Origin of the sequence: Nonomuraea pusilla, assembly GCF_900109355.1 — a bacterium.
Classification (GTDB): domain Bacteria; phylum Actinomycetota; class Actinomycetes; order Streptosporangiales; family Streptosporangiaceae; genus Nonomuraea; species Nonomuraea pusilla.
This window is the reverse complement of the sequence record NZ_FOBF01000021.1, coordinates 114,570-132,845: the sequence shown is the minus strand read 5'-3', so window position 1 is coordinate 132,845 and position 18,276 is coordinate 114,570. Positions and strand designations below refer to the sequence as shown.

Here is an 18,276-nt window from a genome sequence, read left to right as displayed (position 1 = left end):
GGAGGTCTGTCGATATGAAGCTCATCCTCACCAACGAGGTCTCCGGCCTCGGCACCCCCGGTGACGTCGTCGAGGTCAAGGACGGCTACGGCCGTAACTACCTCATCCCGCGCGGCTACGCCATGCGCTGGACGCGTGGCGCGGAGAAGCAGATCGAGGCCATCAAGAAGGCCCGTGACGCCCGCGAGATCCGCGACCTCGGCACCGCCAAGGAGGTCGCCGGCCGGCTCGGCGCCCTCCGCGTGCGCCTGACCACCCGCGCGGGTGAGTCCGGCCGCCTGTTCGGCTCCATCACCACCGGCGACATCGCCGACGCGGTGCAGGCCGCCGGCGGCCCGGCGCTCGACCGCCGCCGCATCGAGATCCCCAACCCGATCAAGAGCGTCGGCTCCCACCGGGTCACCGTGAAGCTGCACCCCGAGGTGTCGGCTTCGCTCGACGTCGAGGTCGTCGCCGGCTGACGACCCCGCTCACGTCCGCGGCCCTGGCTCCCGCCAGCACGCCGTTGGCGAAGTAGATCGAACAGCAGCGGCTCCGTGATCACACCCGTGATCGTGGGGCCGCTGCTGTCGTTCTCGCTCGCGGACGGGTGGTACGTGTCGCTGCCCGACTGGTTCAGATCAGATCCCGGCGGTAGCCCTGGGCAGCCGTTCCGAAGGGCAGCCCGGCGACCCCTATCGGCCTGCGCTCTGAGCAGCCCAGTGGGGAGGCACGGGATCGCGATGGTTCCGGGGGCGCTTCTGTGCCAGGGAAAGCGGTTGTTCTGAGGGTGGCGGGTTCCGTCGGAGATCGGCTGCCATATATACAGGTGGGAGCTTATTTCCCTATTGGGGCAGCGTAGAATACCCCTCGTTCTTCCCCGCTTTCCCCTGGAGGCTCCGACATGGCCCGTCCCTCGATGCTGCTCGCGCTCGGCGCGCTCGCGGTGGCGGCCGTCGCCTGCGCCCCCGCCGACGACACGGCGAGTACGGCCAGTCCCACGACGTCCGCCGCGGGCGCCGCGACAACCGCGTGCACCAAGGACCAGCTCAAGCTCGTCACCGCCGGCAAGCTGACCATCGGCACCGACAAGCCCGCCTACGAGCCCTGGTTCAAGGACGACGACCCGAGCAACGGCCAGGGCTTCGAGAGCGCCGTCGCCTACGCCGTGGCCGGCGAGATGGGCTTCGACCGCGACGAGGTGCAGTGGAGCACCGTCAAGTTCGACTCGGCGTTCGCGCCGGGCACCAAGCCGTTCGACTTCGACGTCAACCAGGTCTCGATCACCCCCGACCGGGCCAAGGCGGTCGACTTCAGCAAGGGCTACTACACCGTCAAGCAGGCGGTCGTGGCCGTCAAGGGCGGCAAGTTCGCCGACGTCACCAGCCTCGCCCAGCTCAAGGACGCCAAGATCGGCGTCCAGGTCGGCACCACCGCGCTCGACGCCGTCAAGAACGTCATCAAGCCGTCGGCCGACCCGAACGTCTACAACGAGCAGATCGACTCGGTGAACGCGCTGAAGAACAAGCAGATCGACGCACTGGTCGTGGACCTGCCGACCGCGTTCTACGTCACCGCCGCCCAGGTCGAGGACAGCAAGATCGTCGGCCAGTTCGGGGCCACCGGCGGCACGCCGGAGGAGTTCGGCCTGGTGATGGAGAAGGGCAGCGCGCTCAAGTCCTGCGTGGACAAGGCCGTGGACGCGCTGAAGTCGAAGGGCGAACTGGCCAAGATCGAGCAGGAGTGGCTCGGCTCCGCCGCCGGCGCGCCCGAGCTGAAGTGACGCTCACGTGAGCGAATGGGTCAAGTCGGAGCGGCAGGTCGAGCGGGAGCAGATCCGCAGGACGCGCGCCCGCCGCTCCGCGTCGGTGGCCACCCTCTCGACGGTCGTGTTCATCGTCCTGCTCGTGTGGGTGGTCACGAACTCGCCCGGCTGGCCGCGCGTCGAGGAGACGTTCTTCGACGGTGAGCAGTTCCTCAAGGCGCTGCCCGACGTCCTCGACGGGTTCCTGCTCAACATCAAGATCTTCCTCTTCGCCGAGCCGCTGATCCTGATCGTCGGGCTGCTGGTGGCGCTCGCCAGGGGCATCACGACGCCGGCGTTCTTCCCGATCAGGGCGCTGGCGACGCTCTACACGGACGTGTTCCGTGGCGTGCCGACGATCCTGGTCATCTACCTGATCGGCTTCGGGCTGCCCGCGCTGCGGCTGCAGGGCATCCCGTCCGACCTGGCGACCCTCGGCGTCATCGCGCTGACCCTGTCGTACGGCGCGTACGTGGCCGAGGTGTTCCGTTCCGGGATCGAGTCGATCCACCCGAGCCAGGTGGCGGCGGCCCGGTCGCTCGGCCTGAGCCACGGCAGGACCATGTGGTTCGTCGTGCTGCCGCAGGCGACCCGCCGGGTCGTGCCGCCGCTGCTGAACGACTTCGTCTCCCTACAGAAGGACACCGCCCTGGTCGCCACCATCGGCCCGCTGGAGGCGCTGCGGCAGGCGCAGATCCACGCGGCCAGCACGTTCAACTACACGCCGTACCTGGTGGCGGCGCTGCTGTTCATCCTGCTCACCATCCCGATGGCCAGGTTCACCGACCACCTGGCCGAGCGCACCCGCAGGAGGCGCGGAGCATGAGCCTGCTGTCCATCGAAGGGGTGTGGAAGAGCTTCCACGGGCACAGCGTGCTGCGCGGCATCGACCTGGAGGTGCGGCCGCACGAGGTGGTGAGCCTGATCGGGGCGTCCGGGTCGGGCAAGTCCACGCTGCTGCGCTGCGTGAACCTGCTGGAGACGGTGGACGACGGCACGATCCGCCTCGACGGCGACGACATCACCGACCCGCGGGTGCGCGTGGACGACGTCCGCAAGCGGCTCGGCATCGTCTTCCAGGCGTTCAACCTGTTCCCGCACATGACGGTGCTCGACAACATCACGCTGGCGCCCCGGCGGGTGCACGGCGTGTCGAAGGCGCAGGCCGAGGAGCAGGCGCGCGACCTGCTGGACCGGTTCGGGCTGGCGGGCAAGGCGGGGGCGTACCCCGACAGCCTGTCGGGCGGGCAGCAGCAGCGGGTGGCGGTGATCAGGGCGCTGGCCACGCAGCCGAGGCTGATCCTGCTGGACGAGGTCACGTCGGCGCTCGACCCGCAGCTCGTCCTGGAGGTGCTGGGCATCATCAGGGAGCTCAAGGAGTCGGGCATGACGATGATCCTGACCACGCACGAGATGGGCTTCTGCCGCGACATCTCCGACACCGTGTGCTTCCTGGACGGCGGGGTGCTGCTGGAGAAGGGCCCGCCCGAGCAGATCTTCCGGGAGCCGGAGCACGAGCGCACCCGCGCGTTCCTGCGCAGCGTGCTGGAGGCGGGCCGCCTCTGACCCCGGCCTGCTAACGCCGGTGCCGGCCGCGGCCGGGCGGCTCCACGACGGGCGTGCGCGGGTTCGCGAGCAGGCTGTGGCGTCTGCCGTACAGGAGGTAGACCAGCAGGCCGAAGGCCATGTACAGGGCGAACCAGCCCCATGTGAGCACCCGCAGGTTGACCATCAGCCACAGCGTGGCGACCAGCGAGAGCGCGGGCAGCACGGGTGACAGCGGCACTCGGAACCCGCGCTCCAGGTGCGGCATGCGGCGCCGCATCACGATCACGCCGGCCGAGACGAACAGGAACGCGAACAGCGTCCCGATGACGACGAGCTCCTGCATCGTCAGCACCGGCACGAACTCGGCCAGCACGACCGCCACGGCCCCGATCACCAGGGTCACCCGCGTGGGGGTGTGGTACCTGCGGCTGACCTTGGCGAGGCGGCGCGGGATCAGCCCGTCGCGGGCCATCGAGAACAGCACGCGCGTCTGCCCGACGATCAGGACGAGTATCACCGTGGTCAGGCCGAGCACCGCGCCGACGTCGATGACGTGCCCCATCCAGTCGAGCCCGATCAGGTGGAAGGCACTCGACAGCGGCGCGTCCACGGAGATCTTCGTGTACGGCACCATCCCGACCATGACCACGGCGACCGCGATGTAGAGGACCGTGGCGATCACCAGGCTCCTGATCATGCCTTTCGGCACGGCCTTCGGCGCGTTCACGGTCTCCTCGGCCGACGTGGCCACGATGTCGAACCCGATGTAGGCGAACGCGATGGCCGACGCCGCCGAGAACACGCCGAACCAGCCGAAGGCGTGGCTCTGGCCGACGAAGACCTCGAGGACGGTCGTCGGCTGCGCGGCGACCGGCTTCGGCTTCACGTAGAAGTCGCCGAAGTTGGACACGTCCACGTACCTGGCGCCGACGACGATGACCGCGCCGATGGCGAGCAGCTTCGCCGACACCATGACCCACAGCGCGCGCAGCCCCACGCGCGCGCTGAGCGCGACGACGCCGGTCAGCAGCACCAGGACGGCCGGCGCCAGCAGGTCGCCGGCCAGGTCCCCGCGCGGCAGCGCCACCCCGAAGTTCTCGATCGCCCGCACGGTGATGGCGGCCCACGCGCGCGCCACCACCGCCGCCGCGAACTGCAGCTCCAGGATCAGTGCCCAGCCGATGACCCACGCCCAGACCTCGCCGAAGATGACGTACGTGAAGGTGTAGGCGCTGCCGGAGGTCGGCATCGTCGAGGACAGCTCGGCGTAGCACAGGCAGGCGAGCAGGCACGCGATACCGGCGATCATGAAGGACAGGATCACGCCGGGTCCGGCGGTGGTGGCCGCCTGCTGCCCCGCGATGCTGAAGACGCCCGCGCCGATCATCACGCCGAGCCCGAGCACGACCAGGTCGGCCGGGCGGTAGATCTCGGCCAGGCTGTGCCGGGCGCCGGTGCGCAGCCCGGTCGCCTCAGCCGCGGGCAGCCGTCGCGTGATGGCGCGCGGCGTGGTGGACGGGTTTGTGGACAAGGACGTGTTTGCAGACAAAGAACACACCCCGCTCAGGGAACTCGCCCACAATGTCTCACCACTCGGACAACAGCAAGCACAAACCGGTTACGCCCCGGTCACCAGCCAGGCAGTGCCCGCGGCCCGCCGGACCAGCGTGATCAGCCGGGCCACCATCCACACGCCGAGCGCGCACCACAGGGCCACGACGCCGAATCCGGACGCGAGGAAGGCGGCGGGCAGGTACGCCAGCGTCGTCCACACCCCGGCCCACGCCAGGTACCGCTGGTCGCCCGCGCCGATCAGCACGCCGTCCAGCACGAACACCACCCCGCAGACCGGCTGGAACAGCGCGACCGGCCACAGCAGCGCCAGCAGCTGCGCGGTGACCTGGGGGTCGGCGTCGAACAGGCCGGGCACGAGGGGCCTGGCCGCCAGCACCACGGCGCCGAGCACGACGCCCGACCAGGCGCCCCACTGCACCATGCGCCTGGTGGCGGCCCTGGTCGCCACGGTGTCGCCCGCGCCCAGCGAGCGCCCGGTGATGGCCTGCCCGGCGATCGCGATGGCGTCGAGGGCGAAGGCGAGCAGCGTCCACAGCTGCGTGGCGATCGCGTACGCGGCCAGCTCCGGCTTGCCCATCCTGGTGGCGACCACGGTGGCGACGACCAGCACGACGCGCAGGCACACCGTCCTGACGAGCAGGGCGAAGCTCGCGGTGCCCGCCTGCCGCACGCCGGCGAGGTCGGGGACGAGCGGCGTCCCCAGGCGCAGCGCGCCCCTGACGACCACCGCCAGGTAGACGGCCGCGCCGAGCGTCTGGGCCAGCACCGTCCCCCAGGCCGAGCCGGCGATGCCCCAGTGCAGGCCCAGCACGAACCAGGCGTTCAGCGCGGCGTTGAGCGCGAACGACCCCACGGCGACCGCGAGCGGGGTCACGGTGTCCTGGAGGCCGCGCAGCACGCCGGTGCCCGCGAGCACGACCAGCATCCCGGGCGCGCCCAGCAGGCTGATCCGCAGATACGTCACCGCCTCCGCGGTCTGCTCCTGGCCCGCCCCGAACAGCTCCACGATCGCCGGGGCGAGCGGCCAGCACACGGCGACGACCGCCGCGCCGATGGCCAGGGCCAGCCAGATGCCGTCCACGCCGTTGCGCATGGCCCTGGCGTGGTTGCCGGCGCCGCTCTGGCGGGCGACGGACGCGGTGGTGCCGTAGGCGAGGAACACGCACAGGTTCACCAGGGTGGACAGGACGGTGCCCGCGACGCCGAGCGCGCCGAGAGCGGTGGTGCCCAGGCCGTGCCCGACGATGGCGTAGTCGGCCAGCAGGAAGAGCGGCTCGGCCACGAGCGCCCCGAAGGCGGGCACGGCCAGCCGCAGAATCTCCCTGTCGCGTGCTGTAATGGGCATCGGTCCATTATGGCCATTACTCGGCGCGTCGGGCCAACTTTCTTTCCTCCACAGGTCGTGGACAGTGTTTCTGCAGGTCAGAAGCGTGTCGGTGGATGGTCGGATGAGTTATCCCCAGGCTCGTCCACAGAGCTTTCACACCCTGAGCGGGATAGTTCACAGCTCATCCACAGAGTTATCCACAGGTCGCGTTGCCGTGCGTCGCCGACTCCGCGAAACTGTCACACCGGTCGGCTACAACTGGGGATGGTGCGGCCGCCTGCAGGTCTTCTAGGGGGGCACCGGTGAGCATTGACGAAGAGGTCGGGGCGGGCCCGGCGTTCGAACGGACACCTCCCCACAACATCGAGGCCGAGCAGTCCGTGCTGGGCGGCATGCTGCTGTCGAAAGACGCCATCGCCGACGTCGTCGAGGTCCTGCGAGCCGACGACTTCTACCGGCCCGCCCACCAGATGATCTACGACGTCGTCACCGACCTGTACGGCCGGGGCGAGCCCGCCGACGCCGTCACCGTCTTCGACGAGCTGCAGAAACGCGGCGAGATGGCCAGGGTCGGCGGCGCCGCCTACCTCCACACCCTCACGGCCGTCGTCCCCACCGCCGCCAACGCCGGCTACTACGCCAAGATCGTGCGGGAGCAGGCCATCCTGCGTCGCCTCATCGAGGCCGGCACCCGCATCGTCTCGTTCGGCTACGGCGGCAACAACGAGGAGGTCGACGACCTGGTCGACCGCGCCCAGGGCGAGATCTACAAGGTCACCGAGCGCCGCACGTCCGAGGACTACGCGCCGCTGGCCGAGATCATGCCGGGCGCCCTCGACGAGCTGGAGGCCATCGGCAGCCGCGGCGGCCAGATGGTCGGCGTCCCCACCGGCTTCGCTGACCTCGACCAGCTCACCAACGGCCTCCACCCCGGCCAGATGATCGTCGTCGCCGCCCGCCCCGCGATCGGCAAGGCCCTCGCTCTCGACACGCCACTGCCCACGCCGGATGGTTGGACCACCATGGGGGAGGTGAAGGTCGGCGACTACCTGATCGGCGCGGACGGCAGGCCCACGCGGGTCGTGGCGGCCACCGACGTCATGTACGACCGCCCGTGCTACGAGGTGGAGTTCAGTGACGGCACGGTGATCGTGGCCGACGCTCAGCACCAGTGGCTCACCGACACGCGGGCGTCCCGCAAGTCGGCTCAGGCGGCTGAGTCCGGCTACGACAGGCACCGGAATCAGAAGACCTTCGCTGAGGTGCGCACGACGGAGGAGATCGCCGCGACGCTGAGGTGCGACACCGCGGATAAGCGCCTCAACCACACCGTCGTCAACGCGCAGCCGCTGGACCTGCCCGACCGTGACCTGCTGATTCCTCCGTACGCGTTGGGCGTCTGGCTTGGAGGCGGCCACTCCGGCAGTGCGCGGTTCACCACCGGCGATCCGGAGATCGCCGTACACGTCGCTGCCGAAGGTCTCCGGGCGGAGCGCCGAGGCGGGCTGCTGTACGCGATGCTGCTGCCCGAGCCGGAGACGACCGCCGAACGACCGTGCATCGTGTGCGGAACGCCCTTCACGCCGAAGACAGCGCAGGAGCGCACCTGCGGCAGGGTGTGCGGCTGCCGGTCGAGGAACGCCGAGCACGGCCCCTCCCCGTCGCCCAGGTGCCCCGACTGCGGCGGTCCGTCCAGCGGACTTCGCCAGTGCCAGAAGTGCCGCGACGACCACGGCACCATGAACGCCCGGCTGAGAAAGTTGGGTGTGCTGGGCGACAAGCACATCCCAGGCGAATACCTGCGCGCGTCTGAGGCGCAGCGCAGGGCGCTCCTGGCCGGGCTGCTGGACACCGGCGGCCACATCAGTGCTGCCGGGACAGTCGAGTTCGCCGTCACGAACCGTCGTCTGGCGGAGGACGTCCGGGAACTGATCCTGAGCCTGGGATACAAGGCGTCCTGGACGTCCAAGCCGGTGCGGGGAGGTCGTGCAGACAGCTCAACCAGCTACGCGATCACGTTCACGCCATCCGACAAGGTGTTCCGGTTGAGCCGCAAGAACGCCCGCGTGAACACCGACGCCCATCCGAAGACGATGCACCGGCACATCACCGACGTGCGGCCGGTGGCGTCTGTGCCTGTGCGTTGCGTGGAGGTGGACAACGCCGATCACCTGTACCTGGCCGGGCGCACGTGGATCCCGACCCACAACAGCACCCTTGGCCTCGACTTCGCGCGTTCTGCGGCGATCAAGCATGGGATGACCACCGTCATCTTCTCCCTGGAGATGTCGCGCAACGAGATCACCATGCGTCTGCTCTCCGCCGAGGCCCGCGTGGCGCTGCACGCCATGCGCTCCGGCCTGATGACCGACGACGACTGGACCCGCCTGGCGCGGCGCATGAGCGAGGTGGCCGAGGCGCCGCTGTTCATCGACGACTCTCCGAACATGTCGATGATGGAGATCAGGGCCAAGTGCCGCCGCCTCAAACAGCGCAACGACCTGCGCTTCGTCGTCATCGACTACCTCCAGCTGATGAGCTCGCCGAAGAAGACCGAGAGCCGCCAGAACGAGGTGTCCGAGATCTCCCGCTCCATCAAGCTCCTCGCCAAGGAGCTGGAGGTGCCGGTCATCGCGATCTCCCAGCTCAACCGAGGCCCCGAACAACGAACGGACAAACGTCCCCAAGTAAGCGACCTTCGCGAATCCGGATCTATCGAGCAGGACGCGGACATGGTCATCCTGCTGCACCGTGAGGACGCGTACGAGCGGGAGTCGCCGAGGGCGGGCGAGGCCGACCTCATCGTGGCCAAGCACCGTAACGGCCCCACCGCCACCGTCACCGTGGCGTTCCAGGGCCACTACAGCCGCTTCGTCGACATGGCGCAGCACTGAGGCAGGCGCGGCGGCGAGCCGCCCGGCACCGCGATGGTGGCCTGGACCTGGGCGGCGGCGGTGAAGGCGAACACCGATGTCGTGGGACGGCCCGCCCGGGTTGATCGCCGGGAGGCCGCCGGTCTAGAGTTCCAGGCAGCGTCGCGTGCCGGTGACGGACCGCGTCAGGCATGGAGGCGCCGGATCCGGAAGGTGGTCATGATGACCCTTTCCCCGTTCCTCACCCGTGGGTGAGAGCGAGAAGAGCAGGCTCGTAGCCTGGAATCTCGAACTGCGGGCGGCGCATCGACGCCTGCGTCAGGCACTGCGCCTCGCGCGCGAATCCCTGGAAGCCAGTGACACCGCCTCGGCACGGGCAGACCTCCTGCTGTACTGCAAGGGATTCTGCGCCGCCCTCGACGGGCACCACGTACGCGAGGACGCCGGGCTCTTTCCCGAACTGTCCGCGCGTCATCCGTCGCTGCGGCCCACGATCGCCAAGCTCCAGCAGGACCACGAGATGATCGCGATGCTGCTCGGGCGGTTCGACCGCGCGATCACCTCGGACGCCGCGCCGGGCGAGCTGGCCTTGCACCTGGACGGCCTCTCCGCGATCATGGAGTCCCACTTCCGGTACGAGGAGCGCGAACTCCTGGGCGTCCTGGCCGCGCTGGACCTCGACGCCGACCTGCACGACCTCCTCGGACCGCTCTGATCACGGCGACGGTGACGCCTGACCTCAGCGGCGACGGCGGGGCGCCGCGCCGTCGCCTGCCTGGGCCCCTGGACCGGCCGGTCCCGTTCGCCGGCCATCGACCGGGACCGGCTGTATCCCGCGTCACGCCTCCGGCGCGGTCCAGATGCGGCTGCGCAGGTCCATGCCCCGGATCACCTGGACGCGCCACGGGTCGAGGCGGAGGACGTGCAGCTCGGGGTCGGCGGGTGAGCGCCAGAAGTTGCCGAGGTCGTAACCGGCTCCGCGCGGGCTGGTGGCGCGGTAGAGGTCCCAGACGTGGCGCTTGACGTCCGGCTCTTCCGCCCAGGCGGCCACGGCCTCGATGGCGACCGAGTTGTTGCCCGGTTTCCAGTAGGAGAAGGACGTGTGCGGGTTCCCGGCCAGGTGGGCCGCCTTGACGGGGGTCCTGTAGGTGGCCAGCCAGCCGCGCGGCCGCCCGTCCACGGTTTCCCAGACGGGGATGAGGACCCGGGTGCGGGGACGCTGCCTGGCGTCGACGGTCACCATGGTGGCGTACACGGTGGCGCCGACGAAGGCGTTGAACTCGCTCTCGATCTGCGCGAAGGACGCGACCCGCAGGCTCATCGGGCCGGCTCCTTCCGCAGGCCGAAGGCGCTGACGACGGCCGCGAGCACCGCGGCGGCGATGGGCACGGCGAGGGCGGCGCGATAGCCGCCGAGCAGGTCGGCCGGGCTGTCGCCGGCCGTGGCGGCGACGATGACGGCGGTGCCGGCGGCGAGCCCGAGGGCGGCGCCGAACTGGAAGGAGGTGTACAGCAGGCCACCGGCCAGTCCCTGCTCGCTCTCCTCCACGCCGTCGGTGGCGACGATGGTCAGCGGCCCGTAGGCGAGCGCGAACGCCACCCCGAGGATGATCATGGTGGGGAACATGGCGAGGTAGAGCGTGTCGAGTCCGATCGGCAGGAACAGGACGTAGGACAGCACGGCGAGCAGCAGCCCCGCCAGGATGACCTTCGCGTTGCCGAAGCGGTTGACCAGCCTGGGGGTGAGGGTGGGGGCGAGGACGGCGTCCGCGCCGATGGCCAGCATGGCGAGGCTGGTCTGCAGCGAGCTCCAGCCGCGCAGCTCCTGCAGGTAGAGCACCGCGATGAACTGGAACCCGAAGAAGGCGCCGGCGAACAGCAGCCCTGCCAGGTTGGCCCGTACGAGCGGCCCGGAGCGCAGGATGCCGAGGCGCAGCAGCGGGGCCGCGGACCTGCGCTCGATCACGACGAACAGCGCGACGAGGGCGAGTCCCGCGGCGACGGCGGCGGCGGTCCAGCCGGCGGCCACGTGGGCGGCCCGCTCGACGCCGAGCACCAGCAGCATGACGGCGGCGGTGATGGTGACCGCGCCTGACACGTCCAGGCGCCGGTCGCGGGAACGTTCCGCGGGGGCGGCCGGGATCAGCGGCACCGCCAGGACGAGGATGACCAGCGCGAGGACGGCGGGCGCGAACAGCACCAGCCGCCAGTTCACCGCGGCCAGCAGGCCGCCGAGCACCAGCCCGAGCGAGAAGCCGCCCGCCGCGGTACCGGAGTAGACCAGGAGCGCCTGGTTGCGTTGCGGCCCTTCCTCGAAACCGGTGGTGATGATCGACAGGCCGGCCGGGGTCATGACGGCGGCGGCGACGCCCGCCAGGAAGCGGGCGGCGATGAGCATCCAGCCCTCGTCGGCCATGCCGCCCAGGGCGGAGACGACGAGGAAGACCGCGAGCCAGGCAAGGAACATGCGCCGGCGGCCGAACAGGTCGGCGGCCTTCCCGCCCACCAGCATGAACCCGCCGTAGCCCAGGACGTAGGCGCTGATCACCCACTGCAGTTCACCGGTGGAAAGGCCGAGGTCGGTCCTGATGGCGGGCAGCGCCACGTTGAGCATGGCGACGTTGATGCCCTCCAGGAAGATCGCCCCGCACAGGACGAGCAACATCCCCCAGGCGCGCGGCGTCAGACGCAGCGACGCCGCCGAGGATCGGACGGTGGTGGACAAAGGAATCCCCCCATGGTTCTGTTTGGTAACGAAGGAATCTTGCGTCACCATGGAGGGTCATGGAAGACGGCACTTCAAAGGCACCGGGTTACTGCACGGGAACCGAGGACGACCAGGCCAGACAGTGGGACGCCCGCGCCGACTGCGACGTGCGGCACATCCTCGACCGCATCGCCGACAAGTGGTCGCTGCTGGTGATCGCCCTCCTCGACCGGCGGACCATGCGCTTCTCGGAACTGCGCCGTGCCGTCGACGGGGTGAGCCAGCGCATGCTCACGGTCACGCTGCGCCAGCTGGAGCGCGACGGGCTCGTCCGGCGGACCGTCTACCCGGTGGTGCCGCCCCGCGTGGAGTACGCGCTCACCCCGCTCGGCATCTCCCTGCACGAGGTGATCAAGTCGTTGGTGATCTGGACCGAAGAACACCAGCAGGAGATCTCCGCCGCGCGCTCCGCCTATGACGAACGGGTCGCGGAGGAGGAGCGCCTGCTCCAATCCCTGGCCCGGTGACCTCGAAAGCGCCGTCAGGCCGGGCGGAGGCGTTCCGCGACGTCCAGCCAGGCGGTGACCTCGGCGGGGGAGAAGTGACGTATCGCCCAGTCGACCTGGCGCAGGCTCATGTGCGCCCAGCACACCGGCTCGGCGGGGCCGTGGACGTCGAAGAGCAGGCGGGGTGCGCGGCGGGCCAGGTGGAAGCGGAGGGTGTGCAGGTCGAGGTCGCCGTTCCCGCGCGCGGCGCCGTGCCAGTCCACCACGCCGGTGAGCGCGCCGGAGCCGTCGACGAGCACGTTCTCGGGGTGGTAGTCGCCGTGGACGAGGTCGTCACCGTCCAGCCGGTCCGGGAACGACGCGCCGATCTCCTCGATCTGGGCGAGCAGGCGGCGGGTACGGCCGTCGTGCTCGCGCAGCGGGCCGTGGAGGCAGAAGCCTGGACCGTCCGCGCGTAGGTGGAGCGGCACGCCCGGCAGGGACGAGCCGGCGAGGAGGCCGCGCAGGCGGCGGTTGACGTCCAGCATGGAGCGGACGACGGCCGGCCCCGGCTCGCCCGGGACGGTGCCCGGGAGGCGTTCCTGGACGGTGAACGGGGGGCGCACGGCCTGGTAGCGCGGGGCGGGGACACCGGCGGCGCGGGCCAGGTCGAGCAGGGGGCCTACGTCGGGGCCGCGGGTGAGCACCGCGCGGCGGCCGTCGGGCCAGCGGACGTAGGCGGCGCCCACCTGGCCGCCCGGGCACGGCCCCTCGTACGTGAGCGGCAGGCCCAGCTCCCGCAGCGCGGCCCGGGCGTCGAGTCGTCGTACGCGTGGAGGTGTCACGGACCCCGATCCTCGCCGCTCCCGCTCCCGTGACGCAACCACGGGGCCGGTGGGGCGACGATGGTAGGGGGTGTGACGCAGGAGACAGCGGCTCGAGGAATGGCCGCTGATCATCCCGGTGCTCTAGGGAGTGAGGCAAGCGAAGGGAAGACGCCATGACCATCCTCGTCGCCTATGACGGTTCGGCCGACTCGCGCGCGGCGATCGAGTTCGCGGGCAGGCATCTGGCCGCCGAACCCGCCGTGATCGTCACCGTCTGGGAGCCGCTGCTCGTCCAGCTCAGGAGGTATCCGCTGGCGGCGCCCGCGCTGGTCGCCGGCGCCGAGGGGGAGGCGCAGGAGCTGGCGGAGCAGAGCGCCAAGGAGGGCGCGGAGCTGGCGGTCGCGGCCGGGCTGAAGGACGTGACCCACCGGGCGGTCGCCGACAACGAGTCGATCTGGAAGACGATCGTGGACGTCGCCGACGAGATCGACGCGTCGGTCATCGTGACGGGGTCGCGCGGCCTGGCCGGTGTGCGGTCGGTGCTGCTCGGCAGTGTGTCGAACCACGTGCTGCACCACGCCCACCGGCCGACCCTCATCGTGCCGCCCGCGAAGGCGTAGCCCCCAGGGCCGGCGATCTGACGCGCGCCGCCGCCGGGGGAGCGGCGGCCGGGCCTACCGGTCCAGCCGGCGGCCAGGCGGCGGTGAGCTGCGGGTTCAGGCGGGGGCCTTGGTGGCCGTGGGCTGGGGGGTGGAGCAGCAGAACTGGGGCGGCGACAGCCGGGTGTCGATGCGCCGCGCCCCCGGCCCCTCGTCGCCGAGGCGGTCGTGGGGGTTGGCGAGGGCGCAGCGGTCGAGCGAGAGGCAGCCGCAGCCGATGCAGTCGGTGAGGTCGTCGCGCAGCCGCTGGAGCTGTTCGATGCGGTCGTCGAGCTCCCTGCGCCAGGCGGCCGACAGGCGGGCCCAGTCGGCGCGCGTGGGGGTGCGCTCGTCGGGCAGCTCGTCCAGGGCCCCCTTGATGGTCTTCAGCGGGATGCCGAGGCGCTGGGCGAGCCGGACGAACGCGACCCTGCGCAGGGTGTCGCGGTGGTAGCGGCGCTGGTTGCCCGCGGTCCTGCGGCTGGAGATGAGGCCCTTGGCCTCGTAGAAGTGGAGCGCCGAGACGGCCACGCCGCTGCGTTCCGCGAGTTGCCCGACGGTGAGCTCCTTGGAGTTCCAGGCGACCTTGGTCATACCTGGACAATACTTGAGGATCAGCCGAAGAACGTCCCGGAGCGTGCTACTCCCACCGGAACAGCCGCGTCGCGAGGCCGCCGAACAGCAGCAGGCCGGCCGCCAGCACGGCCAGGTGGGCGGGCTGCGGGGCGTGACCCGCCCAGGTGTCCCTGAGCGCCTGGGCGAACGGCCCCGAGAGGGAGTAGTCGCTGACGGTCCGCAGGGCGTCGGGCATGAGCTCGCGCGGCAGCCACATGCCGCCGAGGAACATCAGCGGGAACATGACGAGCGACCCGATGCCGGAGGCGGCCCTGCCACCCGGCGCGAGCGAGGCGATCACCAGTCCGACGGCCAGCAGCGCGGCCGTGCCCAGCAGGAAGACCAGCACGAACCCCGGCCACGAGGCGGGCGGCCGCGCGTCGAAGACGAGCAGCGCGAGCGTGATCAGCAGAGCGGTGGACACGACGCCGACGACGACGTTCACGACGAGCTGCGCGGCCAGCAGCCGCGCGGGGTGCACGGGCGTCGCCGACATCCGCCTGAGCACGCCCTGCTCCCTGTACGCCGCCAGCGCGCCGGGCAGGACGGTGCAGGACAGCGTCAGCAGCGCCAGCATGATCATCATGGCCGGCATCTGCGTGTCGACGGGCCGTTCGCCGCCGAAGGCGGGGTCGGGCTCGGTCATGACCGGGATGCTGAGCCCGAGGATGAGCAGCAGCGCCACGGGCAGCCCGACGGTGAACGCCAGGGAGGGCCATTCGCGCAGGTGCAGCTTGGCCTCCACGATCAGGATCTTCCTCATGACAGCGTCCTCCCGGTGAGCGTGAGAAAGGCGTCGTCGAGCGTGGCCTGCTCGACGCGCAGGTCGCCGGGGACGATGCCCGCCCCGGCCAGGGCGAGGGTGACGGCGTGCGCGAGGTTGCCGGCGCCGGTCACGACGACCTGGTCGCCGTGCACCGTGACCTCGGTCACCTCGGGCAGTGCGAGCAGCGCCGCCTCGTCCACGGGGGCCGTGGGCCTGAACCGCAGCCGCTGCGCGCCGCCGGCCTGCGCGACGAGGCCCGACGGCGTGCCGGTGGCGGCGACCTTGCCGGCGTCGATGAGCGCGACCCGGTCGCACAGCCGCTCGGCCTCCTCCATGAAGTGGGTGACCAGAAGGATGGTCACGCCGGAGTCCCTGACCCGTTCGACCAGTTCCCAGGTGTCCCTGCGGGCCTGCGGGTCGAGGCCGGTGGTCAGCTCGTCGAGGACGGCCACGCGGGGCCGTCCGACGAGGGCCAGCGCCACGGACAGCCGCTGCCGCTGGCCGCCGGACAGCTGTTTGAACGCGGTGTCCCGTTTGCCGCCGAGCCCGACCTGGTCGAGCAGTTCGCGCCAGTCGGCGGGATCGGGATAGAAGGAGGCGTACAGGTCGAGTGCCTCCCAGACCTTGATCTTCTCGGGGAGCGCGGCGCTCTGGAGCTGGACGCCGAGCACGCGGCGCAGGGCGTCGCGGTCCTCGCGCGGGTCGAGCCCGGCGACGCGGACGCTGCCCCCGTCGAAGGGACGCAGCCCCGCCACGCATTCGACGGTGGTGGTCTTGCCGGCGCCGTTGGGGCCGAGGATGCCGAAGATCTCCCCCTCGGCGACCTCGAACGACACGTCGTCCACCGCCAGGTGGTTCGGGTACCGCTTGCGGAGGTTCCGCACCTCGATGGCTTTCATGGGTTCGACGCTAGGAATCCGCGGCTTCGCCGGGAATCCAGGTGGATGCCGGACAAAGGTGTACCTAGGTGCAGTGACCGGGTCCGTGCCGGTCCCGCACACTGGGAGCATGCTTCGTCGGTACGGACAGGTCGTCGCGCTGCTCGCGCTGCTCGCCGTGGAGGTGCCCGTCACCGCCCTGGCCGCGGTGATGCTGCTGCTGTCGTTCGCGCTCGGGGTGATCGTCCTGTTCCCGCCGCAGGTGATGATGGTGCGGGCGCTGGCCGAGCGGAACAGGCGGCTCGTGCGCCGCTGGACGGACGCCGTCATCGAGCCCCCGTACCTGCCCAAGCCCCCGCCCCCCGTACGCCAGCCCGACGGCATGTACCGCTCCGACCGGACCCTGTACAAGACGCCGCGCGTCCCCGCCTGGAACGACCGGTGGAAGTGGCTGCTCACCGACCCCGCCACCTGGCGCGACCACCTGTGGCTGCTGCTGGAGCCCGTGATCAAGGTCGCGCTGCTGCCGCTGCTCGTCCTCGCGCCCGGCCGCGGCCTGCGCGTGTACGCCCAGTGGAGCGACCTGCTGCTGGGCGCGACCGCGGCGAGCCGGCTGGCCGGCCAGGTGCTGCAGCTGCGGCGTACGAGGAACCTCGCGGCCGACTCGCAGGCGGCCGAGATGCGCAGGATCGAGCGGGACCTGCACGACGGCACCCAGGCCAGGCTGGTCGCCATCGGCATGACGCTGGGAGCGGCCGAGCAGCTCGTGGAGCGCGACCCGGCGGCGGCCAGGGCGCTGCTGTCCAAGGCGAGGGAGGCCTCGTCGGAGACGCTGACCGAGCTGCGCAGGGTGATCCGCGGCATCCACCCGCCGGTGCTGGCCGAGCGCGGGCTCGCCGACGCCGTGCGGGCGCTCGCGATGGACAGCCCGCTCCGCGTCACCGTGGACGTGGACCTGCCCCACAGGCCCGAGGCGCCGGTCGAGGCCGCCGCCTACTTCGCGGTCAGCGAACTGCTGTCGAACGCCGCCCGGCACGGCGGCGCCCGTACCGCGGCCGTGGACATCAGCTCCAACGGCGCGAACCTCCGCATCACCGTCACCGACGACGGCATGGGCGGAGCCGACCCGTCCAGGGGCAGCGGCCTGGCCGGCATCGAACGGCGCCTGGCCGCCTTCGAGGGCGTCATGGCGCTGAACAGCCCGCCGGGCGGCCCGACCACGGTCACCATGGAGCTGCCCCGGGTGCTGCCCGAGGACTGGGCGGACGACCGGCTGAAGCTGCCGCGCTGGAAGGCCTTCACGGTGGCGACGCTCTGGGCGACGTCCTGGTGCCCCACGTTCCCGCAGGGCATCGTCGCGGGGGTCTTCAAGATCCTCGGGGTGGAGGAGAAGAGCTGGTTCCTGGCGCTGTACCTGCCCGAGCCGTGGCAGTGGCCGGCCATCGCGGCGATGATCTGCACCGGGGTCTGCATGTACGTCCTGTCCATCAGGATCCCCGCGCTGCACAAACGGGAGCACTGGATGCTGCGGGCGGCCGGGCCCGGGCAGAGGTGCGTGGCATGAGGCGGGTGCTCATCGCCGAGGACCTCTACCTGCTCAGGGACGGCCTCGTCCACCTGCTTCAGGCACACGGCTTCACCGTGGTGGCCGCCGTGGAGAGCGGCCCCGAGCTGCTGAAGGGCCTGCTGGAGCTGCGCCCGGACGTCTCCGTGGTGGACGTGCGGCTGCCGCCCACGTTCACCGACGAGGGGCTCCAGGCGGCGCTGGCGGCCCGCACCCAGGTGCCCGGCCTGCCCGTGCTCGTGCTGTCGCAGCACGTCGAGCAGCTGTACGCGCGGGAGCTGCTCGCCGACGGCTCCGGCGGCATCGGGTACCTGCTGAAGGACCGCGTCTTCAACGCCGAGCAGTTCGTGGACGCCGTCCGCAGGGTCGCCGAGGGCGGCACGGCGATGGACCCCGAGGTGATCGCCAAGCTGCTCGCCAGCAACGCCCGCAACGAGCCGCTGGCCGCGCTCACGCCACGCGAGCGCGACGTGCTGGAGGCGATGGCCGAGGGCAGGTCGAACGCCGCCATCGCGCAGCGCCTCTACCTGAGCGAGAGCGCCGTCGCCAAGCACACCGCCGGGATCTTCGCCAAGCTGGGGCTCGCGCCGTCGGACGACGACAATCGGCGGGTGCTGGCGGTGCTCGCGTACCTCAACAGCCGTTAGTTGTCGGTGACACCGGCTATTTTCTTAACGGCAGGGCGCGAAGA

18 protein-coding genes are annotated in these 18,276 nt (G+C 70.9%); 10 read left to right on the top strand and 8 right to left on the bottom strand.

The window, feature by feature from the left end; genetic code table 11:
* The first annotated feature begins 14 nt into the window (after positions 1 to 14).
* From rplI to BMX74_RS33620, 4 genes are all read left to right on the top strand, one after another.
* Positions 15 to 461 carry a 50S ribosomal protein L9 gene (gene rplI / locus BMX74_RS33635; RefSeq protein ID WP_055504123.1) on the top strand — a complete coding sequence of 149 codons (447 nt, stop codon included), beginning with the start codon at positions 15 to 17 and terminating at the stop codon, positions 459 to 461.
* A 422-nt stretch (positions 462 to 883) separates the two neighbouring features.
* A complete protein-coding gene (locus BMX74_RS33630; protein WP_055504122.1) occupies positions 884 to 1,762 on the top strand; it encodes an ABC transporter substrate-binding protein in 879 nt (292 codons plus the stop codon).
* 7 nt (positions 1,763 to 1,769) lie between these two features.
* Entirely contained in the window at positions 1,770 to 2,609 is an 840-nt protein-coding gene (locus BMX74_RS33625) for an amino acid ABC transporter permease (protein ID WP_055504121.1), read from the top strand.
* Complete coding sequence (locus BMX74_RS33620) at positions 2,606 to 3,349, top strand: amino acid ABC transporter ATP-binding protein (protein WP_176573388.1); 744 nt, start codon at positions 2,606 to 2,608, stop codon at positions 3,347 to 3,349. Before BMX74_RS33625 ends, BMX74_RS33620 begins: the two co-directional genes overlap by 4 nt.
* A gap of 10 nt (positions 3,350 to 3,359) precedes the next feature.
* Here BMX74_RS33620 and BMX74_RS33615 read toward each other — a convergent pair whose 3' ends face one another.
* Both BMX74_RS33615 and BMX74_RS33610 read right to left on the bottom strand, forming a co-directional pair.
* Positions 3,360 to 4,862, bottom strand: a complete 1,503-nt coding sequence (locus tag BMX74_RS33615) for an APC family permease (protein WP_256257425.1) — start codon at positions 4,860 to 4,862, stop codon at positions 3,360 to 3,362.
* Positions 4,863 to 4,949: 87 nt separating this feature from the next.
* The gene (locus BMX74_RS33610; protein ID WP_055509028.1) at positions 4,950 to 6,251 is read right to left on the bottom strand and encodes an MATE family efflux transporter; all 1,302 of its coding nucleotides are present in this window, start codon (positions 6,249 to 6,251) and stop codon (positions 4,950 to 4,952) included.
* Between the two features lie 284 nt (positions 6,252 to 6,535).
* Here BMX74_RS33610 and dnaB point away from each other — a divergent pair, with 284 nt between their 5' ends.
* Together dnaB and BMX74_RS33600 are read left to right on the top strand one after the other, a co-directional pair.
* Positions 6,536 to 9,127, top strand: a complete 2,592-nt coding sequence (gene dnaB, locus BMX74_RS33605) for a replicative DNA helicase (RefSeq protein ID WP_218154132.1) — start codon at positions 6,536 to 6,538, stop codon at positions 9,125 to 9,127.
* A 226-nt stretch (positions 9,128 to 9,353) separates the two neighbouring features.
* Positions 9,354 to 9,821, top strand: a complete 468-nt coding sequence (locus tag BMX74_RS33600; RefSeq protein ID WP_091104576.1) for a hemerythrin domain-containing protein — start codon at positions 9,354 to 9,356, stop codon at positions 9,819 to 9,821.
* A gap of 123 nt (positions 9,822 to 9,944) precedes the next feature.
* Here the strand turns inward: BMX74_RS33600 and BMX74_RS33595 are convergent, their stop codons facing one another.
* Both BMX74_RS33595 and BMX74_RS33590 read right to left on the bottom strand, forming a co-directional pair.
* Positions 9,945 to 10,427, bottom strand: coding sequence for a pyridoxamine 5'-phosphate oxidase family protein (locus BMX74_RS33595; RefSeq protein WP_055509022.1), 483 nt, complete (start codon positions 10,425 to 10,427; stop codon positions 9,945 to 9,947).
* Positions 10,424 to 11,830, bottom strand: a complete 1,407-nt coding sequence (locus tag BMX74_RS33590; protein ID WP_256257423.1) for an MFS transporter — start codon at positions 11,828 to 11,830, stop codon at positions 10,424 to 10,426. The genes BMX74_RS33595 and BMX74_RS33590 overlap by 4 nt, the downstream gene beginning before the upstream one ends.
* 59 nt (positions 11,831 to 11,889) lie before the next feature.
* Here BMX74_RS33590 and BMX74_RS33585 point away from each other — a divergent pair, with 59 nt between their 5' ends.
* Positions 11,890 to 12,339 (top strand): winged helix-turn-helix transcriptional regulator, encoded by a 450-nt coding sequence (locus BMX74_RS33585; protein WP_055509020.1) that lies wholly within the window; start codon positions 11,890 to 11,892, stop codon positions 12,337 to 12,339.
* A 14-nt stretch (positions 12,340 to 12,353) separates the two neighbouring features.
* On the opposite strand, the gene BMX74_RS33580 is transcribed toward BMX74_RS33585, so the two are convergent.
* Positions 12,354 to 13,142 (bottom strand): phosphotransferase family protein, encoded by a 789-nt coding sequence (locus tag BMX74_RS33580; protein WP_256257422.1) that lies wholly within the window; start codon positions 13,140 to 13,142, stop codon positions 12,354 to 12,356.
* Between the two features lie 155 nt (positions 13,143 to 13,297).
* On the opposite strand from BMX74_RS33580, the gene BMX74_RS33575 reads away from it, so the two are divergent.
* Positions 13,298 to 13,744, top strand: a complete 447-nt coding sequence (locus tag BMX74_RS33575; RefSeq protein WP_055509016.1) for a universal stress protein — start codon at positions 13,298 to 13,300, stop codon at positions 13,742 to 13,744.
* A 96-nt stretch (positions 13,745 to 13,840) separates the two neighbouring features.
* Here the strand turns inward: BMX74_RS33575 and soxR are convergent, their stop codons facing one another.
* The 3 genes from soxR to BMX74_RS33560 are packed head-to-tail and all read right to left on the bottom strand — an operon-like array spanning position 13,841 to position 16,042.
* The gene (soxR, locus tag BMX74_RS33570) at positions 13,841 to 14,356 is read right to left on the bottom strand and encodes a redox-sensitive transcriptional activator SoxR (RefSeq protein WP_055509014.1); all 516 of its coding nucleotides are present in this window, start codon (positions 14,354 to 14,356) and stop codon (positions 13,841 to 13,843) included.
* A gap of 46 nt (positions 14,357 to 14,402) precedes the next feature.
* The gene (locus tag BMX74_RS33565; RefSeq protein WP_055509012.1) at positions 14,403 to 15,140 is read right to left on the bottom strand and encodes an ABC transporter permease; all 738 of its coding nucleotides are present in this window, start codon (positions 15,138 to 15,140) and stop codon (positions 14,403 to 14,405) included.
* Positions 15,137 to 16,042 carry an ABC transporter ATP-binding protein gene (locus tag BMX74_RS33560; protein WP_091104572.1) on the bottom strand — a complete coding sequence of 302 codons (906 nt, stop codon included), beginning with the start codon at positions 16,040 to 16,042 and terminating at the stop codon, positions 15,137 to 15,139. The genes BMX74_RS33565 and BMX74_RS33560 overlap by 4 nt, the downstream gene beginning before the upstream one ends.
* A gap of 109 nt (positions 16,043 to 16,151) precedes the next feature.
* Here BMX74_RS33560 and BMX74_RS33555 point away from each other — a divergent pair, with 109 nt between their 5' ends.
* Both BMX74_RS33555 and BMX74_RS33550 read left to right on the top strand, forming a co-directional pair.
* A complete protein-coding gene (locus BMX74_RS33555; RefSeq protein WP_091104570.1) occupies positions 16,152 to 17,585 on the top strand; it encodes a sensor histidine kinase in 1,434 nt (477 codons plus the stop codon).
* On the top strand, positions 17,582 to 18,232 hold the full coding sequence (locus BMX74_RS33550; RefSeq protein WP_055509007.1) for a response regulator transcription factor: 651 nt from the start codon (positions 17,582 to 17,584) through the stop codon (positions 18,230 to 18,232). Before BMX74_RS33555 ends, BMX74_RS33550 begins: the two co-directional genes overlap by 4 nt.
* The last annotated feature ends 44 nt before the right edge of the window (positions 18,233 to 18,276 follow it).